The following is an 18,361-nucleotide window of genomic DNA, read 5'->3' on the forward strand; positions in this document are numbered from 1 at the left end:
CTTGGAACGGGGGCGTCAGGTCAACGGCGGGTCCGGGCGCCGCCGTCCGGAGTGCGGGGACGGGATCTGGTGCGCAGCTGGGCGCTGCTTTGGGCCCAGAGGGCGGCGCGGGCGGCCGTGATTCGGGCCTGCTGCCACGCCCCGAGCTGGGAGGGCGTGACGGAGACCGACCAGGTACGGATCTGTGCGCTCAGCGGCACGCGTCCGCGCGGGCGCATAACGGGCTCGGGGTCGGCGAGTTCGGCCGACAGGGCTTGCACTAGGTGCATCGGGGCGTTCGGCGTGAAGGTGGCCGTCCAGCCGTTGCCTTGCTGGTCCTGTGCTCCGGTCCACCACATCGCTGGCCCGTCGGCTTCCTGGAGGTACTGCATCCACGCGGTGCCGCCCGGGCTGGTCGCCAGGTAGTTTGCGCCCTCGAGACGCGTGTGCCACTGCTGCTCCTGCAGCGGCGCCCAGACGTTGGGGGCGTGGGCGGGGCGTGGGCGGGTGAGGGCGTCGGTCAGACCGGCGACGATCTCCACCGGGGTCTGCTGGCCCAGGTGTGCCGACCACTCGCTGTTCCGGTCGTCTGCTGGGCCGTGGATGGTCCAACCGCCGGGCAGGACGTAGGGGTCGTAGGCGACGCGGACGGTGCGGTCCGGGCTCTGCATGAGCAGAGGGCCGCCCTTCTTGGACTTGTCCCGCCATCCCGAGGCGCGCAGGAACTCCGAGACGTGACGGATGTCGCCGCCGCCGGCGAGGGCACGGGGCTGGACGAGGTAGTGCTGCTCGGCCGGCTCGCCTGCCCCCCAGTCCTGCCACTGCTTGGTGATCACCGGTGCCGCCGGACCACGAGGGGTGCGGGTGCCTGTCGCGCCGCCGTGGTGGTGGAGGGCTGGGTGCTGACGTGCTGCAGGGTGTCCTTGTGTTCGTCCAGGTCGAGGGCGATGTCGCCGAGTTCGTTCGAGGCGCGGCCCAGGGCGAGCCACACCTCCGCGGGCAGGGCGCCTCGTTCTGCCTGGTCCTTGGCGAACATGCTGCCGGTGGCGACGAGGTGGGTGATGCCGCCGAGGACTCCCGTGTCCGGGTCGAGAACGCGGGCGATGACTTGCGAGGCCTGGGGCGGGGGAAGCTGCGTGAGGTGGTCGGCGAGCAGGCCGAGCTGGCGGGTGATCTCGTCGGCCAGCCGTACCGGGTAGGGGGCGGGGTGGGACATGCTCCTCCGGGTCGGTGAACGGTCAGGGATGGGGGCACGGGTCGGCACGCTGGGTCTCGGCGAGGACGGCGTCCGGACGGGCGCCAGCCAGCGGGTAGGCGCGGTCGGGGCCGGTCGGGATGCAGGCGCGCAGGTAATGGCGGAACAAGGCCGTTGCGAGTCGGGGCTTGAGCCGGTGGCTGATCACGGGAGGTGTACGGGGTCCTACGGGTTCCTCCGGGAAGCGGGTGGAGGCGGTGGCCCCGGCACGGTGCCGGGGCCAACGGGGAGTCTCTTTTCGGGGTCAACGGCGGCAGGATGCCGAGGACGGGGTGGTACTCGGCGGCGGAGTGGGGGCCGGCGGCCGCGCCGTGCGGGCGGCGTGGTTCCGGGCGTGGAGGATCATGTGCGCGGCCTGGCTCATGGAGCCAGCGGTGTCTCCGAGTCGTGCGAGGGGCTCGGGTTCCTCGCCGGGGGCAGCCTCCTGGAGGTCACTGGCGGCAATCCAGGCTCGGACGACCACCTCTCTGGTGAGGGGGAGCAGCCCGGTGACCGGGGCGGCGATCTCGGTCAGGACCTCGGCGATCTCACCGCTGGTCTCGGCGGCAGCGACCCGCTCGGCGACACGGGCGAGGTAGCGCAGAGCCGCGTCGTGGTCGCCGTTCGGCGTGGCCAGGGCGTTCAGTGCGGGGTCGAGGTGGACGCTGTGACCGGCGGCGAGCAGGGCGTGCGAGGCGGCGGTCGCCTTCAGCCGCTGCTGCCCGACGGACAGGCCGTGGGGAAGCTGGTGGTAGTCCCCACGCGGTCCGGGAGCGGAGAGGAAGCCGCCGGCGCGCTGGAGGATGTCCGCCGCCTTCTCGGTGCCCCCGATGGCGACGACCAGGCCGGTGCGGCGGTCCTTGGTGATGGTGACGTACTCCATCACCCAGAAGGCGGGCTCCCTGAACGTCATCGAGCCTGGGTGGCCGGCGCACGGGGGCCGGCCGGGACCGGAGGCATGGAGGCCGGTGCGGAAGTGGGCGCCCTCCGGCCTGCGGGGTGCTGGAGGGCGGTGCTGATGCCGAGCAGGTCCAGCTGCGGGCCGATTTCCCGCAGAGCGCGGGCCTGCGCCTGGGTGTCGTCGCCGGTCAGGCGGTAGATGCCGCTGTGCGGGTCCTCAACGAAGCCGTGGGCGATCAGGATCGCACCGGCACGGTCGTCGGCGGGGGCGGCGGCAACGCTGCCGTCCGGCTGCCAGGTCAGGACGACTCGGTCCGGCTGCGAGGGCTGGATGCTGTCCAGGGCGTTGTGGCGGACCTGGGTGAGCGCGCGATCGTAACGGGCGAGCAGATCGCCGACGACCTGCTCCGCGCTCAGGAACGGGTCATCCGCCAGAGCGATGCCGTTGGGTTCGGGAACGGCGCGGTACGCCTCGTCGGGCAGGGCCCGCGGGGCGACGGCGGCGATCAGGAAGCCGCCCAGCTCGTCGTGCCGGTCCAGGACGACGAACTGGGCGCCGTCCGGGCGGCTCAGGACGGCGGCCTGCTGCAGCGGGTGCTCGGCGAGCGAGGCGGCGACCAGATCCAGGTCCCAGATCCGGTCCGCGAGTTCGGCGAGGTCGTCCTTGGCGTCCGGCGGAAGATGGGAGCTGGTCCAGGTGTCGGGGAGTTCACCGGCGAGGACGTCGGCGTACGAGGCGAGGCGCTGGGAGGTGTCGTGGTCGTGCATGGTGTCCTTGGGCGAGATGAGGGTCAGCGGCGCAGTCCGGCGGCCACCGGGGGCGGCGGGGACGGGACCGTGCGCGGCGGGGGCGGGCAGGCACACACGGCGGAGCGTTCGAGTTCGGTGGCGGGTACTTCCCCGGTGCAGGTGCTGCGGCCGGGGTGCGGGGCGTGCCGGTCGGCCAGCCGCTCGCGGGCGTGCGCGAGGTCGGAGTGGATGACGCGTACGTACTCGTCGGCGAGGTAGCGCAGGCGCCGGGCCGTGTGAGGATCGCTCGCGCTGCCGAGGCCGTCGAAGAAGTCCGCCAGGGCGCCGAGGGTGTCATCGACCCCGGCGAGGATGCCGTCGTGGGGTGCGGTCAGCTCGGTGAGGATGCCGGCTGCCTCGTCGGTGTCGGTGGCTTCGCGCAGACGCTCGGCGAGGTGGGAGACCGAGGCACCGAGCGCGGGATAGCGGACCGGCCGAGCATCTGTTTCGAAAGGCTCGTCGCAGTCGACGTGGTACCCGGCGGCCCGCAAGCGCGCTACGGCGTCGGTGGCGAGACGGGACTCCTCGTCTTGGGTGAGGCTGGCGGAGGCGCGGTGGTAGGTCTCGTGAAGGCGGACGACGGCGACGAAGCCCGCGCGCTGAAGGATGCTGTGCGCCTCGGAGTCCCCGCCGCGGGCGAGGAGTTCGTCGGAGTGCGGGTCGCGGCGGATGTCCAGGAAGCGGTCGGTACGGGGCAGGGAGACGATTCTCCTATGGCGATCGGTGGGCGGTGTGCCGGACGGTGATGGGGACGGCGGCGCTTCGGGGCTGGACGAGGCGGGCTGCGGCGGTGTCCAGGTCCTGCTGGATGGAGTGGAGGCGGCGGGCGATCAGCTCCATGCGGTGCGCTGTGTCGGCGGCGGCGGGATGACGGTTCGCGCCGTGGGGCCGGAGCGGACGGGGAGCAGGTGGAGGTCCTGCTCGATACGGCGCGCCTCGTCCGCAAGGCGCCGCAGGATGTCCGTGGGCGGGGCGTGCCACGCGCCGTCGAGGTGGATCAGGTTCGCGATCAGGTTGAGGCGTTTGGGCTGGGCCTGAACGGCGATCCACCAGCAGCCGTGCTCCTTGCCGGGAATCTCGACGCCGGCGGCCCGTGCGAGACGGTGGGCAGCTTCGGCCCCCTGCGGTCCGGTCAGCTCCCGGTCGTCCGGGTGAAGCCGGATGTCGAGGTGGAGGATCGCCCGCCGGTCGTCGTCCGGACTGGCAGCGAACTGATGCTCCAGATAGGGGTCATAGAGGTGCTCGGCCCACTGGGCGGCCGTCGAGATCTTCTGCTCGTCGTCCGGGGTGAAGGAGTCCACCCCGGCCAGTGGGCGACGACCGTGTACTCCGTGAGGCCCTCGTTGGGCGAGACCGGCCGCCCCAGCGCCTCGGCGAGCGAGTCGTGCGGCATCTGGGTCCGCTCGTGCAGGCGGACGATCACCGGCCGCCTCGGACGTCGGCGATGTGCACGAGCTGGCCCAGGGCGGTGGTGGTGTACCAGCCGCAGTCGATCAGTTCGTCGCGGCCGGAGAACCGAGCTAGGAGAGCTTCCTCCATGGCCCGCAGGTAGATCAGGCAGTCTGGGCATTGGCGCGAGAGGTGCACGAGGTAGCGGGGGTGGGCGGTGACGTAGGACTGAGCTCCGCCGGTCGCATCACGCAGCCGCCACCCGTCCTCGTCGGTCGGGGTGTGCCAGGACGGGGCGACGACACGCATCGCATCGCCCCACAGCTCTCGGTTGGCTACCCCCTTGAGGACGACGACGGTGTCACCGGGCTGGAAGTGGGCGTGGGTGATGTCCCGGTCGGGGGTGAGTGGGTCAGGTGTCGGCGCGAAGGCGGACGTGGGCGGGGGCTGGGACATGCGGTTCCTTCCACGCAATCGGCAGCGGGGTGGGAGGAACAATGGTCCGGAGGAACGCCGGTTTGGCTAACCGGCGTTCCCCGGCTATGTTCCCCCGCCGTCAGCGGAACGGGTTCTCCGTCCCACGGTCCGCCTCACCGGCCGCGTCGAGGAGTTCGAGCAGGTCAGTGCCTTCGGCGTCGCGCTGGTCGATCCACCATCCGGCGCGGGTGACGGAACGGGCCTTCTCCTCCAGCTCCGCCCAGTCCGCCTCGTCCCAACTCCCCTCCACGACCAGCGCGGTGTGCGCGGCCGTCACCAGCTGATGGCGTGAGCGCTCGCCCCACTCCAGGGCCCTCTCCGGGCCCTCCAACCGCGGCATGTGGAACTGCGCCGCCCACGCGAGGGCAGCCTCCTGCTCGGCGGCGCGCTTGGCCGCGAGCCACTCCTCCTTCGACTCGGTGTCGGTGTCACGCGACGCCTTCCAGCAGTCGGAGCAGTCCTTGGCAGCGAGCCAGCGTGCGAATCCGGCGCGCCGGTCGGCGGAACGGCCGGACAGGTCGTGGACGACGTCGTGGCCGCAGGCGTGCTGGATGGTCCATTGCGTACGAACGGGCATGAAGTAACGATTCTCCTTGTGGTGCAGATGAGCGGGACGCCACGGCGCCGAGTGCGCTCAGCGGGTCTAGAAGCGGTCTGCCGTGGCGGTGCGCCGCCAGCGTTACGGGCGGCGTGCCGGGGACCGAGCGCCTGCCGGGGTTTGAGGCAGGGTGGTGTCCACGGCGGGACGGTGATGGAGCTGGGGCGGTCGGGGAATGCGGTGCGGGGGCAGGACGCCGACCGTGGCGCCGAGATCCTCGGCCGCCTCGTGCACCTCGCGGGTCAGGAAGGCCAGATGCCGGCCGAGTGCGTTCAGGCGGGCGCCGACCTGTCGGCCTTTGACGGTGTCGAGGGCATGGGCGAACTGGGCTGCGGTGTCGAGGAGTTCTTCCAGCCGCACGAGGGCGCCGGCTTCGTAGCCGGTCTGCGTGGCGGTGAGCAGGGCGTCGGAGACCTCGCCGGCGGTGCGGGCCTCGATGACGTCCCGCAGCAGTTCGTGCAGGTGCTGCTCGGGCGCGGGCTCCGAGCGGCTGAACCGTGTCGGGGAGTCGGCGCGCAGGAAGCCCGGCGGGACGGGGCGGGGCAGTGCTCGTCCAGCTGTGGTTTCGTTGTCGTAGTGGCCGATCACCTCCCAGCCGGGCGCGTCCGGGTCCCCGGCGAGAGCCACGACCGTGTCGGTGTCGTCCTCGATGAGGTAGGCGAGGGTGACCAGGCGTCCGTCGGCCGCGTACCAGGACTCGATCAGGTCCAGCTCGCCCCTACGCTGGGCGGCCTGAGCCGTCTCGGTCCACAGCTGCCGCTCTTCGGCGGTCAATACGGGGTCGGGCTGGTGGCGTTGGTCGGCGAGGTCTGCGGCGATCAGGACCTGCTCCGTCCAGAAGGAAACGTGTGGCCACACGGCGTTGTGCTGCTCGCGCTCGGCAGGGGATCCGGGTGTCGCGGGCTGGTCGAGGGCGCGGGCGATCTCGGTGTGCGAGGCGTCGAGGGCATCGAGCAGTCTCCGCCAGGCGTGGGTGTGCCGGGCCTCGGGCAGTGCGCCGAGGGCACGGCGGGCAGTGGCGAGCAAGTGGTCGCTGTGTGTGCGGAGATGGGTGGCATAGGTGGCGAGGGCGGCTTGGTTGCGGCGGGCGAGGGCGGCGGCTGCGGCGTGCTGGTGGACGGTGCGGCTGTAGCGGTCGCGGGTGGCATCGAGCGCGGTCTGCGTCTCGCGGTCGAGGACGGCCATCCGCAGCCGGAAGCCACGCGCTCGGGAGACGATGTCCGCCAAGTCCGGTTCGGGGATGTCGGGGATGAGTGTTCCTCCGGGAGTCAGGGGCGGCGGTGTGCGTGAGGACGGGGCGGAGGACCGGCTGTCACGGCGGGCGGTTGTGCTGGAGTAGCGGGGGAGGCTGGGCGGAGGTCGGGGTTGAGATGGACCGGGTAGCGGGCGGCGGTGAGCATCTCGGCTGCCCAGGAGGCGTGTTCGTTCTCCCAGGCGCGTCCGAGGTCGAAGGGGAGGCGTACCCAGGTTCCGCGCATGACCGGTTCGAAGCGGAAACCGGCCCTGCGCAGTATCTGGCTGGCGAACGCGTCGAGGGGGCCGTCGACTTCGACTTCGCCGCCGCGCCCGCGCACGATGCGGATCGGCGTGGTGCCGGACGTCATGGGGATCGTTCCTTCTGGATTGCGGGTGAGGGTGTGGGGTGTGCGGCACGGGGTGATCGAGACGGTCGCCGTCCGGCAAGCGTGGGGGTGGGTGGAGGTCTCGGCGACGCCGTGCTGCGGTTGAGTACCGTGCACAACGGCGGGATCGGGGCGCCGAGCCGGGTGTTCCTGATGGGGACGGGCTGCGGATCAGCGACGGGGCGCGGGCCGGCCCGCGGGGAGGGCTCTGGGCAGGGCCGCACTGGGTGCGGCGGCCGGTGAGGGCGGGGCGGCAGCCCGGGCCTGGCGCAGGAAGAGGTCTGCGTGGGTGAGCCAGGTTTCGATCGCCGGCCAGACCTGCCGGTTGTGCTCGGCCCGGGAGAGTCCACCGGTACTGTGCTCGCGTGCCGTCTCGGCGTCGACGAGGGCGGCGGCGAGGTCGTCGAGGACGTCGGCGCCCTGCGGCGAGGGAGCGTCGCTGGGGTGGCACTGATCGAGCAGCGCAGGGGCGTGATCCAGGACGTCGAGGAACTGGCGCCACGCGGTGTCGAGGAAGTCGGCGGTGCGAGCGCCGAACGCGTCCGCGCTCAGCGGTGTGACGTCGCCCTCCCATGGCGCAGCGGCCACCGCGGTCCACGTGTCGTGCTGGCCGCGGATGATGTCCAGGGCTTGCCTGATGATGGAGAGCCGACGGCTGTGGACCGCGTGGTCGTAGGCGGGCAGGTACTTCTGGGTGATCGCGTGGGCGGCCCGGTCGGCGCTGGGCGCCAGCACGATGCTGCGCGGGGCATCCGGCTCGCTGTCTCCGCAGCCGCCGATGATGTCGGGAGCGAAGGCGCCGACAAGGTAACTGAGTGTGCGGCCGGGGCGTTCGACGAGTAGCAGCGAGGTGTCCGTGTCCGCGTTGGCCAGGACGGCGGCGTAGGGGATCCGCTCGTTGCGCGCAGCGGATGCGAGGTCGCCGCTGTCCCACAGCCACGGTACGACGTCCTCCTGCCACGCCTGACGGGGGTAGCACTCGACTGCCGCGTTCCAGCGCCCGGGCAGGCGCCGGGCGATGTCACTGGCGAGGTCTCCGATATAGCCCCGGCGGCTGCTGGTCACGGCGACATCACGTTCCTCGGCGCAATGCGTGAGGTGGGCCAGGGCGGCTCGCCCGGCCTCCGGGGCGACGGTCGGCAGCTGGCGCACGCCGGAGTCGTTGCGTACGAAGCCGGCTTCGGCCAGGACGGCCTCCGCGATCTCGTGGTTCTCGCCGTGGGCGAAGGCCATGAAGCCAGTGTGCTTGCTGTAGGTGAGGATGATTTCGGCGTCAGACATGGTGCAGCCCTCCATGGCGGCGGGCGCAGCACTGGCCGCGGTTGTACTGCCAGGCGTGCTCGACGGCGGCCCGCTCCTTGATCGTGAGGACGGCGACACGCGTCGGCGAGGCGGGGCTGGTGCTGTCGAGGGCGATCACCGCCTCCCGCGGGACGTTGTGGCGAGTGCGGCTGGCGTGCATGGCCGTCAGAAGGGCCCGCCGGGCTCTGATGAGGAGGGGCGCGAGAGCGGTCGTGATCGGGTGAGTGGACAGGGCAGGGTCTCCAGGGAGCGGGGCAGGACTCAGCGGCGGGTGGCCCGGCGCGGTGTGCCGGCGTCTGCGGCGGGCGATGTGTACGGCGACCGGGAGGCGCGGGAGCCGGCTGACGGGGGTTCCGGGGACCGGCCAGTGCGCGGGATCGTTACTGAACGGAGTGCGGGGATCGGCACTCCAGCTGACGACAGGTCCGCAGGGGGCATGCTGGACGGCGATCACCTCGATGCCGGACGGACGCAGGATGTAGCCCCACTGGATGTCCTGGTGGGCCGCGGTCTTCTCGGTGACGCCCATGCGCACCGGCGCGCTGCCGTCCGGGGTGATCATGTTGGACGGCGTGGTGCTGGGCCAGCGTTCGGTGCCGACGAGAGCGGTCACGATCTCGGGCGGGGCGCCGTCGAGGAGACCGGTGCCCAGCTCGTCCCAGCAGACGGGCACGTCGTCCACGAGATGCCGCGTCATGGCCTCGACATCCTGACCGAACCGGTACCGGTAGGCGGCGAGCAGCAGGGGGAGCTTCTGGCTCGGATCACCGTCGAGGTGGACAAAGATGCCGTCGTAACCGGACTCGCTGAGCCGGGCGATGAAACAGCGGGTGGACAGAGGTTCTCCAAAACTGCCAGGACGCGAGGGAGCAGGCGGAACGGGTCTAGGGATGGCGGCGTGGAGACCGGGTGCCGTCGGTCTCGGTGGCCCGGTGATGCTGATCGGTGACACCGCGCGTCGGGGCGGGCCTGGGCTGGGAACCGGTGACAGATTCCAGCGCCCGTTTCAGACTGCGCAGCGCCGCTGCATGCCCGAGCGTCAGGGCCAGCTGGCTCTCGACCGCAACAGCGGGGCCGTGCCGGTGCGCGAAGCGGTGCGTTTCGGCAAGCCCGGTGAGGGCCGTGCTCAGGTGCGTGGCCGCCCGGTTGGTGTGCACGAGCGCGGTGGCCAGCTGCACCACGTGCTCGCGCCCCGCGGTGGTGGTGGCCAGAGCGCTGTCCGCGCAGTCCCGCAGATCCGCGAGGAGACCGGTCGCCAGATTGTGCACGGCGACCAGCTCGTCGGTGGTGGGGGAGATGGCCGCCTGCGGGCTTCCGGTCTCGGGAGGCACGAGGGCGGCGGCGGTGTCGGTGATGCGCCGCTGCCAGGTCGTCAGGCGGGCATGAACGAAGGCTTCGTTGGTCAGGCTCATCGGCGCTGCCCCCTGTATGCGGCTTTTCGTGGCAGGGGCGGGTGCGTACCTGTTCCGTCGCTGCTGTGCAGGGTGATGTGGAAGTTCTGGTGCCGCAGGCGCTGCAGGCTGATGATCAAGTGACGCCGTACCTGCTCCGGGCTGAGGTTGTCCGGCAGGTGGCACTCGCCGGTTACGGGGTCGAGCAGGAAACCGCCGTGCGCGAGCAGTTCGGCGTTGGCACCGAGGTAACCGGACCGGATCCGAGGCCGCTGCTGGGCGTCGAAGGCGACGTGGACCTGCAGGTGGCCCGGGCTGCTGCGCCGGATCGGGGTAGGGGCGGCGAGCCGGTAGGCGAGCAGCAGCCGGCGGTGCAGTGCTGCCGCGGCCCGGACCGGGTCGTCAGGTACCGCGATCCCGCGCGGGGCCCGGATGCCCTGGACGTGCCGGTGGCTGGTGTTCGCAGGCAGCATCGGCAGCACCAGGTACTGGCCCGGCCGGTGAGGGCGGGGCATGACGTACAGCTGGAGGCCCCAGTGGTGCGTCAGTACGGTGCGCTGAGCACCGGCTTCGTACGCCGTGTACGGCAGCGGCCCGCTGTCCCACATCCGCCCGCCTGCCCGGTCGCCGGCCATGGGGACCGCGCTGGGAGAGGGCTGCCAGCCGGGCAGGCGCTCGGCGAGAGCATGGGTGAACTCGGTGATGTGCAAGGTGGGTTCCTCGTGAAGGTGTCGGTGCCGCTGGTCACGAGGAGGCGGTCATGCCGTGGGCGTCGGTGCGGCGGCAGGTGTAGCCGATCAGCGTCGACTTGCCCGGCGATAGGGGGACGGTGGCGACATCGGAGCAGGTGAACTCGTAGGTGAAGTACGGGCTGTTGTTGGTGCCGAGCCAGGCACGGTCGTCCTTCTCCGGGATGATCTCGTAGCCGGAGAAGACCGTGTCGCGCTGGGTGTGGCTGTGGGCGAACACAACGAGGGCCTGGCCGTCGGTCGTCTTCAGCGCGTAGCTGTCCGTGAACTCCGGCGCGGCGGCCGAGAACGAGGTGCTGCCGTGGCTGCCGAACTTGTGCACCGTCTTGTCGTGCACCTTGATCTGCCGGGCGGCCGCCTTCGACGAGGTGAAGACCTTCTTGCCGCTCAGCTCGGCGCCCGTGGCGAAGTTGTCGCCGACGGCCGTGCGCAGGGTGGTGACCGGCGCGGCGACGTCCTTGCTGGAGGTGGCGTCCAAGGCGGTGGCGTAGCCGCCGGTGTCGAGGGCGATATTCGGTAGCTTCTTCGGGTCGGCGAGGTCGACGGCGGCGACCATTTCCCACTGCTTCGTCTTCGCCTGCTGGGCGAGAATCATCACCCGGACGTACTGCTTCTTCTTGCCACTGCGAGTGACGGCGGCGAACCACCGCTGCTGGCCGGCCATGAAGCGGGGGATATAGACGTCGGTGGCGGCGAGGTCGTACGACCACGGCTTGTACTTCTTGCGGTCGGCCTTGGGCAGGCCCTCGTCCTCCTTGTAGTCGGTCACCGACATCGCGTACAACGGTCCGCCCTCAATCGTGTCCAGGAGCGCCCGGTTGCGGTGCTTGTTCGCCTCGTTGTTGGTCTTCGAGTAATGGGCGATCTGGGCCAGAGCCTCCTTCTTCGTCAGTGCCGGGACGGCGATCGGCGTGGGCGCAACGCTGGGGGCTGTCTTGACCGTGGTGCTCGCGTTGTTGCTGGTGGTGCAGGCGGAGGCGGTGAGGGTGGCCGCCATGGCGGCGGTGAGCAGGACGGCGGTGCGGCGGGCGGGTATGTACTGGGGGATGTGGTGCTCCGGGTGCGTACGGTCAGTGGGTTCGGGTGGGGGTGGTGGATGCCGCAGGTGGGGGCCGTGTGGCTGAGGGCGGGGGCCGGGTGTCGGCGGCGGTCCGCAGGTACTTCGCGGCCTCGGCGAGGTGCGTACGGGTCTCTGCGATGCGGTCGGCGAGATGCTGGTGGCCGGTGGTCATTGCACGGGCCCGGCCGGGGCTGGGTGCTTGGTGGCTGAGATCGGCGAGGCAGCCGAGCGCGTGGACGGCGGCGCCGAGAGCTGCGAGCGCGGCACCGGCGGGCTCGGCCGCGCGGGCGAGTCCGAGGGCGAGGCGGCGCTGGGCGGCCGTGACTTGGTGGGGGTAGTGGGCGGCAGCTCGGTGTCGGAAGGCGTGCTGGCCGGCCAGGTAGCCCAGCAGACGTGCCAGGTGGCGGACTTCGTCGTCCAGGAGGTCGCTGAGCACTGGGTCCGCACGGATCTGGTCGGGCAGCGGCAGGTGGTCGCCGACGGAGTTCAACCGGTCGGCCACGTCGTGCAGCAGCATCCGCTCGTCGAGATCAGTGGCAGCTTCAAGACGCATCAGAGGTCTACCGGCGGGCTGCGGACGGTGTGCCGGCTGCTTGCCCGGAGCCGAGGGCCGGTGCGGGGGCGCGGGACGTCGGGCGCGGGGTGATGGGGGTGGCGTGACGGAAGTTGACGCCGATGCCCTGCGCGGTCAGCTGCCGGACGGCGGTCTGGATCAGCAGGGCGCGGTCGCTCGTGCTGTATGAGTCGGGCAGGACGAAGGCGGCTTCGTGCGGTCGGTGCTGGAAGTGGCAGCTGTACAGCACCGTGCGAGCGCCTTCGGGCACCGACGCGTAGGGCGCGTCCACGACCCCGTCGGGGTACAAGACCAGCGTGAGAGTCTGCGCGGTCTCCGGCGCGGACCGCCGGTAGGGAGGCTCCGGCTGGGCGCGGGCGTTGCGGTGCACCGTGTCCAGGGCCAGGCGGTAGCGGGGGAGCAGGCGACGTGTGACAGCGGCGGCGGCCCGGGCCGGATCGCAGGGGACCGCGATGCCGTTCGGCTCGTCGACCGTGGCAAGGTGATGGGGCAGGAAGCCCTCGGGCTCCAGCGGGGCCACGACGAACTGGTGGCGGTACAGGGGCCGGTCGGCGACGTAGAGCTGCTGCTGGTCGGGCCCGTGCAGTACGGCGTCGTGGCCGAGGACGTACTGGCTGACGATGTAGTCGACGTGCCCGGTGTCCCAGAGCCGCTCGATGATGGGGGACTGCTCGGCGTAGGAGGACAGGAAGGTCGTGCGGCTCGGCGGCACGGGCTTCGTGGAGGTCACCGGCTGGGACCGCCAGGGGCAGGCGGTGGCGAAGGCGGGGGAGGCCCCGGCGGTGTCCCGCGAGCCGTGCGGGCGCGTTGCGCGAGCGCATCGGGATCCGGCGGCGGGTCGTAGTGCGCCCGGAGGATCTGCAGGTCGGCTTCGGCGGCCATGGCGAGCGCGGAGGAGATTCTGCTGGCCGCGTCGCGCAGCAGCTTCGGCGGCGACCCGGTATGCGCGCCGCGGTTCTGGTAGTTCCAACGGGCGGTGAGGGCCAGGTGGTCGATGACCTCGCCGAGGAACGGCTCGACCGGCGTCCAGCAGTGCGTTGAGGACGGTGCTGAACTCGGCCGGCGTGTCGGCGGCGTCCAGCGCCTCCCGGTAGGGGCTCAGGTCCGGGACGGGGAAGGGCGCGGCCGACAGGGGGTGTGCGGTGCGGAAGTCTGCGGCGTCGCGCTCTGCCCAGCGGTGCAGGTCGTCCGTGGTGGCCGACCCGGTGTGGTGGGCGCGGATCTGTTCGCTGGTTCGGCCGACGTTGTCGTACAGCTCGAAATCGGGGTGCTGCAGGAGGGACTCCGGAAGATCTAAAAGGGCGTTCCGCCGTTTCGGTGGGGCTGTTGTCAGAAGCGACGGTGTGCACGGGACGGTGGCCGGGAGGGGAGAGCCGTTGCTTTCACGGCGCCGCCCCCGGGCTGGGGAACTCCGCCTGCGACGCGCGGGAGTGGAGGTCTCGGCGGTCCGCCAGACTGCGCTGTTTCGGGGGTGCCGCCGAGGAGGGAGGGGTGGTCGCCGAGGTCGCGGAGCCAGCTGAGGAGCTTGGGCAGGTTCTTGTCGGGCCCGAAGGCGAGGTAGGTTCCGTCGGCGGTGTCGCAGCCGAACCAGTCCGCGATACCGAGACGGAGCCGGGAGTTGACCCGGCCCATGTGCACGCCCTTGCCGCGTTCTTTCGCCTCCCGCGCCAGCCGCTCGGCGACCGGGCCGAGTTTCCACTCGGTCGATCCGGCCAGGAAGAGGACGTCGAAGGCATCCCAGGGCAGCAGCCCAGGCGCATCGCATCCGTCCTGCGCCGCGTAGGCCGCCGGAACTCCCAGCTCGCGGATACGGGCTAGCCATGGCAGGGACTCGGTCAGGGTGCCGGCTGCGTCGAACGGCTGGTCCGGGGCGAGCGCCTACAGACATCGATCGGGCCCGTAGCGCTCGACGGTGCGGTTCAGCCATGCGAACCATGTCTCGGTGCCCGGCCAGTAGCGGCCCTTGCCGTCGCTGCCGAACTTGGAGTTGTCGCATGCGTACAGGGCTCCGTCGGGGATGCGGCTGCCTTGTGCGGGTGTCGTCATGCAGCTGATGCGTCCGGCGCTCATCGCGGCCCGTATGTCAGGGCCCGAGGGAGTTCCGAGGTACGGCACCGTGGACCTCCCGGGCGGACGGAAGGCGAGTCCCCTGGGCTGTGGGAACCCGTTGATGAGAGGGAGGGAAGGTGCTCCGTGGACCTGTGCGGGTTCGGGTCACCGGCTTTGCGGGCGGGTCAGCCAGGTGCGGGGTGCGGCAGGATCGGGGAGCTGCCTGGACTCCGAGGGCTTGATGTGCGGGTCGACGGGCTGCGCTGCGGACTCGTAGCCGGGCAGGGCGTGGCCGTCGCGGGTGAAGTACATGTGTGCGTAGTGCGCGTGCTGGGTGCCGTCGTCGGGGTCGCTGCGGCGCCGGAAGTAGCAGAGGGTCTCTTCCCAGGCACCGTCGGGGCCGTGGCGGGTGCTGTAGATGCACAGTTCCCAGCGGTCTTCGGGACCGGGACAGCCTTCGCGGCGAGGGTGATTCGTCAGCATGCGATGTGCGAGGAGGTCCTCGAAAAGGGCCAGGTCGTCCGGGGTGAGCGTGCGATGGTCAACGTAGGCGTAGGGCATGGGGCGTTGGGGTGATTCGTTTTGTGGTGAGGGCTTCGGGATTCGCGAACTGGCGGGGGTTTTCAGTGCATGCGGGCGTCTGTATCGAAGAGCGCGAGTTCGTGGCTGTGCAGGAGGTGTTGCACGATGAAAGATCGTCCGGCGACTTTCCACAGGCCACGGCCTCGGTTGAGGTGGGCGATGGCGTCCATTTCGACGGAGGTCAGGCCGAGTAGGGAGGCTGCCGACGGGAGTTGGTCGGTCTCCTGGCGGTAGATGATGCGGGTGGAGCAGTCGGCGAGGAGTCCTTCGGCCAGGGCGCGTCCCTGTGATCCGGCGTCGCCGGCGGTGAGCAGGTCGGACAACCGGTGGATCACCATGAGGTTGGCGATACCGAGGCCGCGGCTGATTTTCCACTGGGCCTGCATGCGCTGGAGCAGTCCGACGTGCCGCATCAACCGCCATGCCTCGTCGTACACGATCCAGCGCCGGCCGCCGGACGGATCGGAGAGGGCGGACTCCATCCAGGCGGAGGCGCAGGTCATCGCCAGGACGAGGGCGGTGTCGTCGCCGGAGCCGCCGAGCCGGGACAGGTCGATGGTGAGCATCGGTGCGTTCGGGTCGAAGGCGACGGTGGAGGGAGCGTCGAACATGTCGGCCAGGTCACCGTGGACGAGGCGCCGCATCGCGTGGGCCAGGTCGCGGGCGGCGTCGCCGAGCTGGCCTGACATCATCCCGGCGGCTTCGTCGAGCGCATCGGAGTTGTTGAGGGTGGCGGCGACATCGCCGAGGAGCGGGGTGCTGCCGGGGGCGGCGCCGGTGACGACGGCGTCCAGGGCGACGTCCAGGGCGGTGTGTTCCATGGGCAGCAGGTCCCGGCCCAGGACCGTCCGGGCCAGGGAGCCGAGCAGGAGCAGGCGCCGTTTGCGGATCTCGCCGACCCAGTCGGCCTCCGTCACGCTCTGCGGGCGCGGGGCCGCGTCCAGGGGGTTCAGTCTGCCGGGCAGTCCGGGGCCGAGGGCGACGGACCGGCCTCCGAGGGCGTTCGCCACCGGCGTCCACTCGCCTTTCGGGTCGCACGGTACGTAGACGCGGTATCCGAAGGCTACTGAACGCAGGGCGAAGGACTTGGCCAAGGCGCTCTTGCCCTGGCCGATGACTCCGGCGAGCAGGAGGTTCGGGTTGGTGAATCCCTCCACGCGGCCGTACAGCGCGAACGGATCGAAGACGAACGACGCTTCCGCGTGGACGTCGCGCCCGATGTAGATGCCCTCGGCGCCGAGGCCGCCTTCGGCCAGGAACGGATACGCGCCGGCGACCACGGCCGTCGTCATGCGGTGGGCGGGCAGCTTCAGCCGGTTCTTCCGGGCGGAGGCAGGACCGGGACGTCCGCTCGGAGGGTAGAGCGCGGCGGGCATCTCGTGCTCGGCGGGCGTGCTCTCGGCCTGGTGGGCACGGGCTTGTGCGCGGGCTGCGGCGGTGGCCTCGGCGAGCTGGCGGCGCGCGGCCTTGCGGCTGGCGCGGTCGGTGCCGTGGGGGGTGAAGAGCGGGCTGGCGGAGGCGCGGCGGGCGCGCCGGGCGGGCCGGTGGCTCATCGGGGGCCCTCGATTCTGCGGGTGGTGCTCATCGCACGCAGGCCGTGGTGTGAGGGCGGAGGTCGCTGGGGGTGGTCCTGCGGCGCAGGACGTGCCCGGCGGCGAGGTGGCGCTGGCAGATCGTCAGCACGGGCGGTCCCTCGGGAAGTCGCTCGGGATGGCAGGCGCTCGTCTCACCGTCTGAAGCGGTGTGGGCGGGCAGCAGGTGGAAGGCGGCGTGGACCTCGCTGGTGGCCTGCCAAAGGTGGGTGTGCGCGCTGGCCAGGTGACGGCCGGCGGCGGGGTGCGGCGGACGGGTGGTTTCGGCGAGGCGGTCCAGGAGCTGGAGGAGGGCGGTCAGGTGGGCGTGGAGCACGTCAAGGTGCAGCCGGTCCGCCCGCCGGGGCGGGGTCGTGTCCGACGGGGCAAGGGCCCGGGTGTGGTGGCGGACTCCGGCGCTCGCTGCGCGGAGGTAGGGGTGCGCGTCGTCCGGAGGTGTGCGAGAGGTCAAAGGTGGTGGTCCTTCCTGCCGGAAGGCAGGGGCGGCGACGGGTGGTCCGTCGCGGATGAGCGAAGAGCAACGGGCCAGGGCGTCTGCCGACGGGCCTTGCTCACAGGGCGGTCCGGGCGAGCGGAAGCGCGGTGAGCACGAAGGCGTCCGGCTGCTGGTAGTTGAGCCGTCGTAGATCGACGCCCGAGGTGACGGCGTGGGTCTCGATCTGTGCGCAGGCGGCGTCCAGGAGGGCGTCGGTCTCGGCGGTGACGGTGACCAGACCGGTCAGGGCCACGTCCGCGTGCCCGGCGATGAGCTGGCGTTCACGCTGCTTGACGTCGGCGTACTCGACGGAATCCTCTTCGGAATCGACCTGTCCGCGACGGGCACGTTCACTGGCGTCGGCGATGATCGCCGCCTTCTTCCGCTGAACGTCCCGCAACGCGGACTCGAGCCCCTGCGGCACATATATCAGGGAGAGGCTGCGGCGCACGCCGGCCGTGAACATGATCCCGTGCAGGAACCCGGCCCCCATTTCGGTGCGCGGCCAGTTCTCCACCCAGTAGGTCGCATGCCGTGCGGTGTCGGTGACGAGGCGGTCGTACTCCTCGAACTGGACGACGGGACCTGCGGCGGCGGGGTCGGCCTCGGCACGGCCGGTCTCGGACCACTGCTGGAGTGCGGCGAGGGCCTTCGGGTCGTAGGCGGTGCGGATGACGGCGGCGATCTCCCGCGCGGTCAGCCAGTCGGTGACCTGGAGTCCGGCGTTTCGGGCGGCCTGGGCGATGGACGCGGTGGTCTGCTCCATGACGGTGAACGCCCCGGGCAAGCCTCCGCCGGCCTGGCTGATCAGGCGCCGGGCGGCCTTGAGGTCGAGGGAGATGGCGAGGTAGGTCTCGTGCGGTGCGGCGGCGGGGCCGGCCGAGGCGACCAGTTCGGAGTAGATCTGTCCGGCGACGGGGGTCTGGGGCTGCCCGTGGTGGGTCCAGTGGCGGGTGAGGGTGTCGCCGCTGTCGGGGACGGTGCGCTCCAGCACCTGGACGGTGGCGATCTGCCCGGTGCGGGCGATGCCCGCCAGCGCGCGTCCCCAGCTGCTCACGTTGTGGTTCTGGGCGGCGGGGTCGAGGAGGGCGAAGGCGCGGCTGGTGACGCGGGCGATGGCGGTCAGTGTCTGCTGGTGCGGGTCGTGGACTGCCGCGGCGCCGCCTGCGGAGTCGCCAGGCGTGACCACCTTGAGGGAGGCGGCCGTGCCGGGCAGGTGGAGGATGCCGTCCTGCCGGGGCCGAGTGACGGGCCGGGCGAGCCAGAGGGTCTGGCCACTGCGGCGGCGGTGTGCGTAGCGGGCGACGATCGGTGCCCAGTCGATCAGGGAGCGGCCGTGCCGGTGGATCGCGACGAGCGCACCGGATACCGCCCACAATGGGGCCAGGGCGACGGCGCCGAGCAGTCCGGTGGAGATCACCGTCATCAGCAGCAGTGTCAAAGTGACTGAAACAAGCACGAGTTGGGGCAGGGAGAGGCCGAGGAGGATGCCGCGGCGGGACCGGTGCGGGAACTTCACCGTGACCGGGGCGACGGAGAGATCAGTCAAGGGGCGGGTCCTGGAGGCGCGGGTGGAACCCGGGGGCGGGAGATGGTGTG

General features: G+C 71.4%; 23 protein-coding genes. All 23 read right to left on the minus strand.

Annotated elements, in window-relative coordinates:
- Window positions 1-20 precede the first annotated feature (20 nt).
- The 23 genes from ACZ4UV_RS45500 to ACZ4UV_RS45610 all read right to left on the minus strand — a co-directional run bounded on the left by ACZ4UV_RS45500 (window position 21) and on the right by ACZ4UV_RS45610 (window position 18,311).
- Entirely contained in the window at window positions 21-815 is a 795-nt protein-coding gene (locus ACZ4UV_RS45500) for an SPDY domain-containing protein (RefSeq protein WP_467846931.1), read from the minus strand.
- The gene (locus ACZ4UV_RS45505; RefSeq protein ID WP_467846936.1) at window positions 812-1,195 is read right to left on the minus strand and encodes a hypothetical protein; all 384 of its coding nucleotides are present in this window, start codon (window positions 1,193-1,195) and stop codon (window positions 812-814) included. The genes ACZ4UV_RS45500 and ACZ4UV_RS45505 overlap by 4 nt, the downstream gene beginning before the upstream one ends.
- Window positions 1,196-1,478: 283 nt before the next feature.
- Complete coding sequence (locus tag ACZ4UV_RS45510; RefSeq protein ID WP_467846943.1) at window positions 1,479-2,126, minus strand: hypothetical protein; 648 nt, start codon at window positions 2,124-2,126, stop codon at window positions 1,479-1,481.
- Window positions 2,123-2,881: a hypothetical protein gene (locus ACZ4UV_RS45515; protein WP_467846946.1), complete on the minus strand. Its 759-nt coding sequence runs from the start codon at window positions 2,879-2,881 to the stop codon at window positions 2,123-2,125. The genes ACZ4UV_RS45510 and ACZ4UV_RS45515 overlap by 4 nt, the downstream gene beginning before the upstream one ends.
- Before the next feature lie 23 nt (window positions 2,882-2,904).
- On the minus strand, window positions 2,905-3,393 hold the full coding sequence (locus ACZ4UV_RS45520; protein WP_467846952.1) for a hypothetical protein: 489 nt from the start codon (window positions 3,391-3,393) through the stop codon (window positions 2,905-2,907).
- Between the two features lie 220 nt (window positions 3,394-3,613).
- Entirely contained in the window at window positions 3,614-3,742 is a 129-nt protein-coding gene (locus ACZ4UV_RS45525; protein WP_467846959.1) for a hypothetical protein, read from the minus strand.
- Window positions 3,733-4,203 carry a hypothetical protein gene (locus tag ACZ4UV_RS45530; protein WP_467846962.1) on the minus strand — a complete coding sequence of 157 codons (471 nt, stop codon included), beginning with the start codon at window positions 4,201-4,203 and terminating at the stop codon, window positions 3,733-3,735. Before ACZ4UV_RS45530 ends, ACZ4UV_RS45525 begins: the two co-directional genes overlap by 10 nt.
- A 118-nt stretch (window positions 4,204-4,321) precedes the next feature.
- A complete protein-coding gene (locus ACZ4UV_RS45535; RefSeq protein WP_467846966.1) occupies window positions 4,322-4,747 on the minus strand; it encodes a hypothetical protein in 426 nt (141 codons plus the stop codon).
- Between the two features lie 100 nt (window positions 4,748-4,847).
- Window positions 4,848-5,345 (minus strand): hypothetical protein, encoded by a 498-nt coding sequence (locus ACZ4UV_RS45540; RefSeq protein WP_467846969.1) that lies wholly within the window; start codon window positions 5,343-5,345, stop codon window positions 4,848-4,850.
- 102 nt (window positions 5,346-5,447) lie between these two features.
- Window positions 5,448-6,593, minus strand: a complete 1,146-nt coding sequence (locus ACZ4UV_RS45545) for a hypothetical protein (RefSeq protein WP_467846974.1) — start codon at window positions 6,591-6,593, stop codon at window positions 5,448-5,450.
- Between the two features lie 41 nt (window positions 6,594-6,634).
- Complete coding sequence (locus ACZ4UV_RS45550) at window positions 6,635-6,970, minus strand: hypothetical protein (RefSeq protein WP_467846978.1); 336 nt, start codon at window positions 6,968-6,970, stop codon at window positions 6,635-6,637.
- A 189-nt stretch (window positions 6,971-7,159) separates the two neighbouring features.
- On the minus strand, window positions 7,160-8,269 hold the full coding sequence (locus ACZ4UV_RS45555; RefSeq protein ID WP_467846981.1) for a hypothetical protein: 1,110 nt from the start codon (window positions 8,267-8,269) through the stop codon (window positions 7,160-7,162).
- Window positions 8,262-8,987, minus strand: coding sequence for a hypothetical protein (locus ACZ4UV_RS45560; protein ID WP_467846984.1), 726 nt, complete (start codon window positions 8,985-8,987; stop codon window positions 8,262-8,264). The genes ACZ4UV_RS45555 and ACZ4UV_RS45560 overlap by 8 nt, the downstream gene beginning before the upstream one ends.
- Window positions 8,988-9,174: 187 nt before the next feature.
- Window positions 9,175-9,702: a hypothetical protein gene (locus ACZ4UV_RS45565; protein ID WP_467846987.1), complete on the minus strand. Its 528-nt coding sequence runs from the start codon at window positions 9,700-9,702 to the stop codon at window positions 9,175-9,177.
- Window positions 9,699-10,391: a hypothetical protein gene (locus ACZ4UV_RS45570; RefSeq protein WP_467846990.1), complete on the minus strand. Its 693-nt coding sequence runs from the start codon at window positions 10,389-10,391 to the stop codon at window positions 9,699-9,701. Before ACZ4UV_RS45570 ends, ACZ4UV_RS45565 begins: the two co-directional genes overlap by 4 nt.
- A gap of 34 nt (window positions 10,392-10,425) precedes the next feature.
- The gene (locus tag ACZ4UV_RS45575; protein ID WP_467846993.1) at window positions 10,426-11,427 is read right to left on the minus strand and encodes a DUF8094 domain-containing protein; all 1,002 of its coding nucleotides are present in this window, start codon (window positions 11,425-11,427) and stop codon (window positions 10,426-10,428) included.
- A gap of 73 nt (window positions 11,428-11,500) precedes the next feature.
- Window positions 11,501-12,043, minus strand: coding sequence for a hypothetical protein (locus tag ACZ4UV_RS45580; RefSeq protein ID WP_467846998.1), 543 nt, complete (start codon window positions 12,041-12,043; stop codon window positions 11,501-11,503).
- 7 nt (window positions 12,044-12,050) lie between these two features.
- Window positions 12,051-12,794 (minus strand): hypothetical protein, encoded by a 744-nt coding sequence (locus ACZ4UV_RS45585; RefSeq protein ID WP_467847002.1) that lies wholly within the window; start codon window positions 12,792-12,794, stop codon window positions 12,051-12,053.
- Between the two features lie 1,148 nt (window positions 12,795-13,942).
- Complete coding sequence (locus tag ACZ4UV_RS45590; RefSeq protein WP_467847005.1) at window positions 13,943-14,134, minus strand: hypothetical protein; 192 nt, start codon at window positions 14,132-14,134, stop codon at window positions 13,943-13,945.
- Window positions 14,135-14,278: 144 nt separating this feature from the next.
- Window positions 14,279-14,674, minus strand: a complete 396-nt coding sequence (locus ACZ4UV_RS45595) for a hypothetical protein (protein WP_467847007.1) — start codon at window positions 14,672-14,674, stop codon at window positions 14,279-14,281.
- Window positions 14,675-14,736: 62 nt separating this feature from the next.
- Window positions 14,737-16,248: a VirB4 family type IV secretion system protein gene (locus ACZ4UV_RS45600; protein WP_467847010.1), complete on the minus strand. Its 1,512-nt coding sequence runs from the start codon at window positions 16,246-16,248 to the stop codon at window positions 14,737-14,739.
- Window positions 16,249-16,276: 28 nt separating this feature from the next.
- The gene (locus ACZ4UV_RS45605) at window positions 16,277-16,738 is read right to left on the minus strand and encodes a DUF6238 family protein (protein WP_467847013.1); all 462 of its coding nucleotides are present in this window, start codon (window positions 16,736-16,738) and stop codon (window positions 16,277-16,279) included.
- Window positions 16,739-16,838: 100 nt separating this feature from the next.
- On the minus strand, window positions 16,839-18,311 hold the full coding sequence (locus ACZ4UV_RS45610; RefSeq protein ID WP_467847017.1) for an SCO6880 family protein: 1,473 nt from the start codon (window positions 18,309-18,311) through the stop codon (window positions 16,839-16,841).
- Window positions 18,312-18,361: the final 50 nt, after the last annotated feature.

The sequence above is a fragment of the Streptomyces sp. NPDC028289 genome, assembly GCF_055565975.1.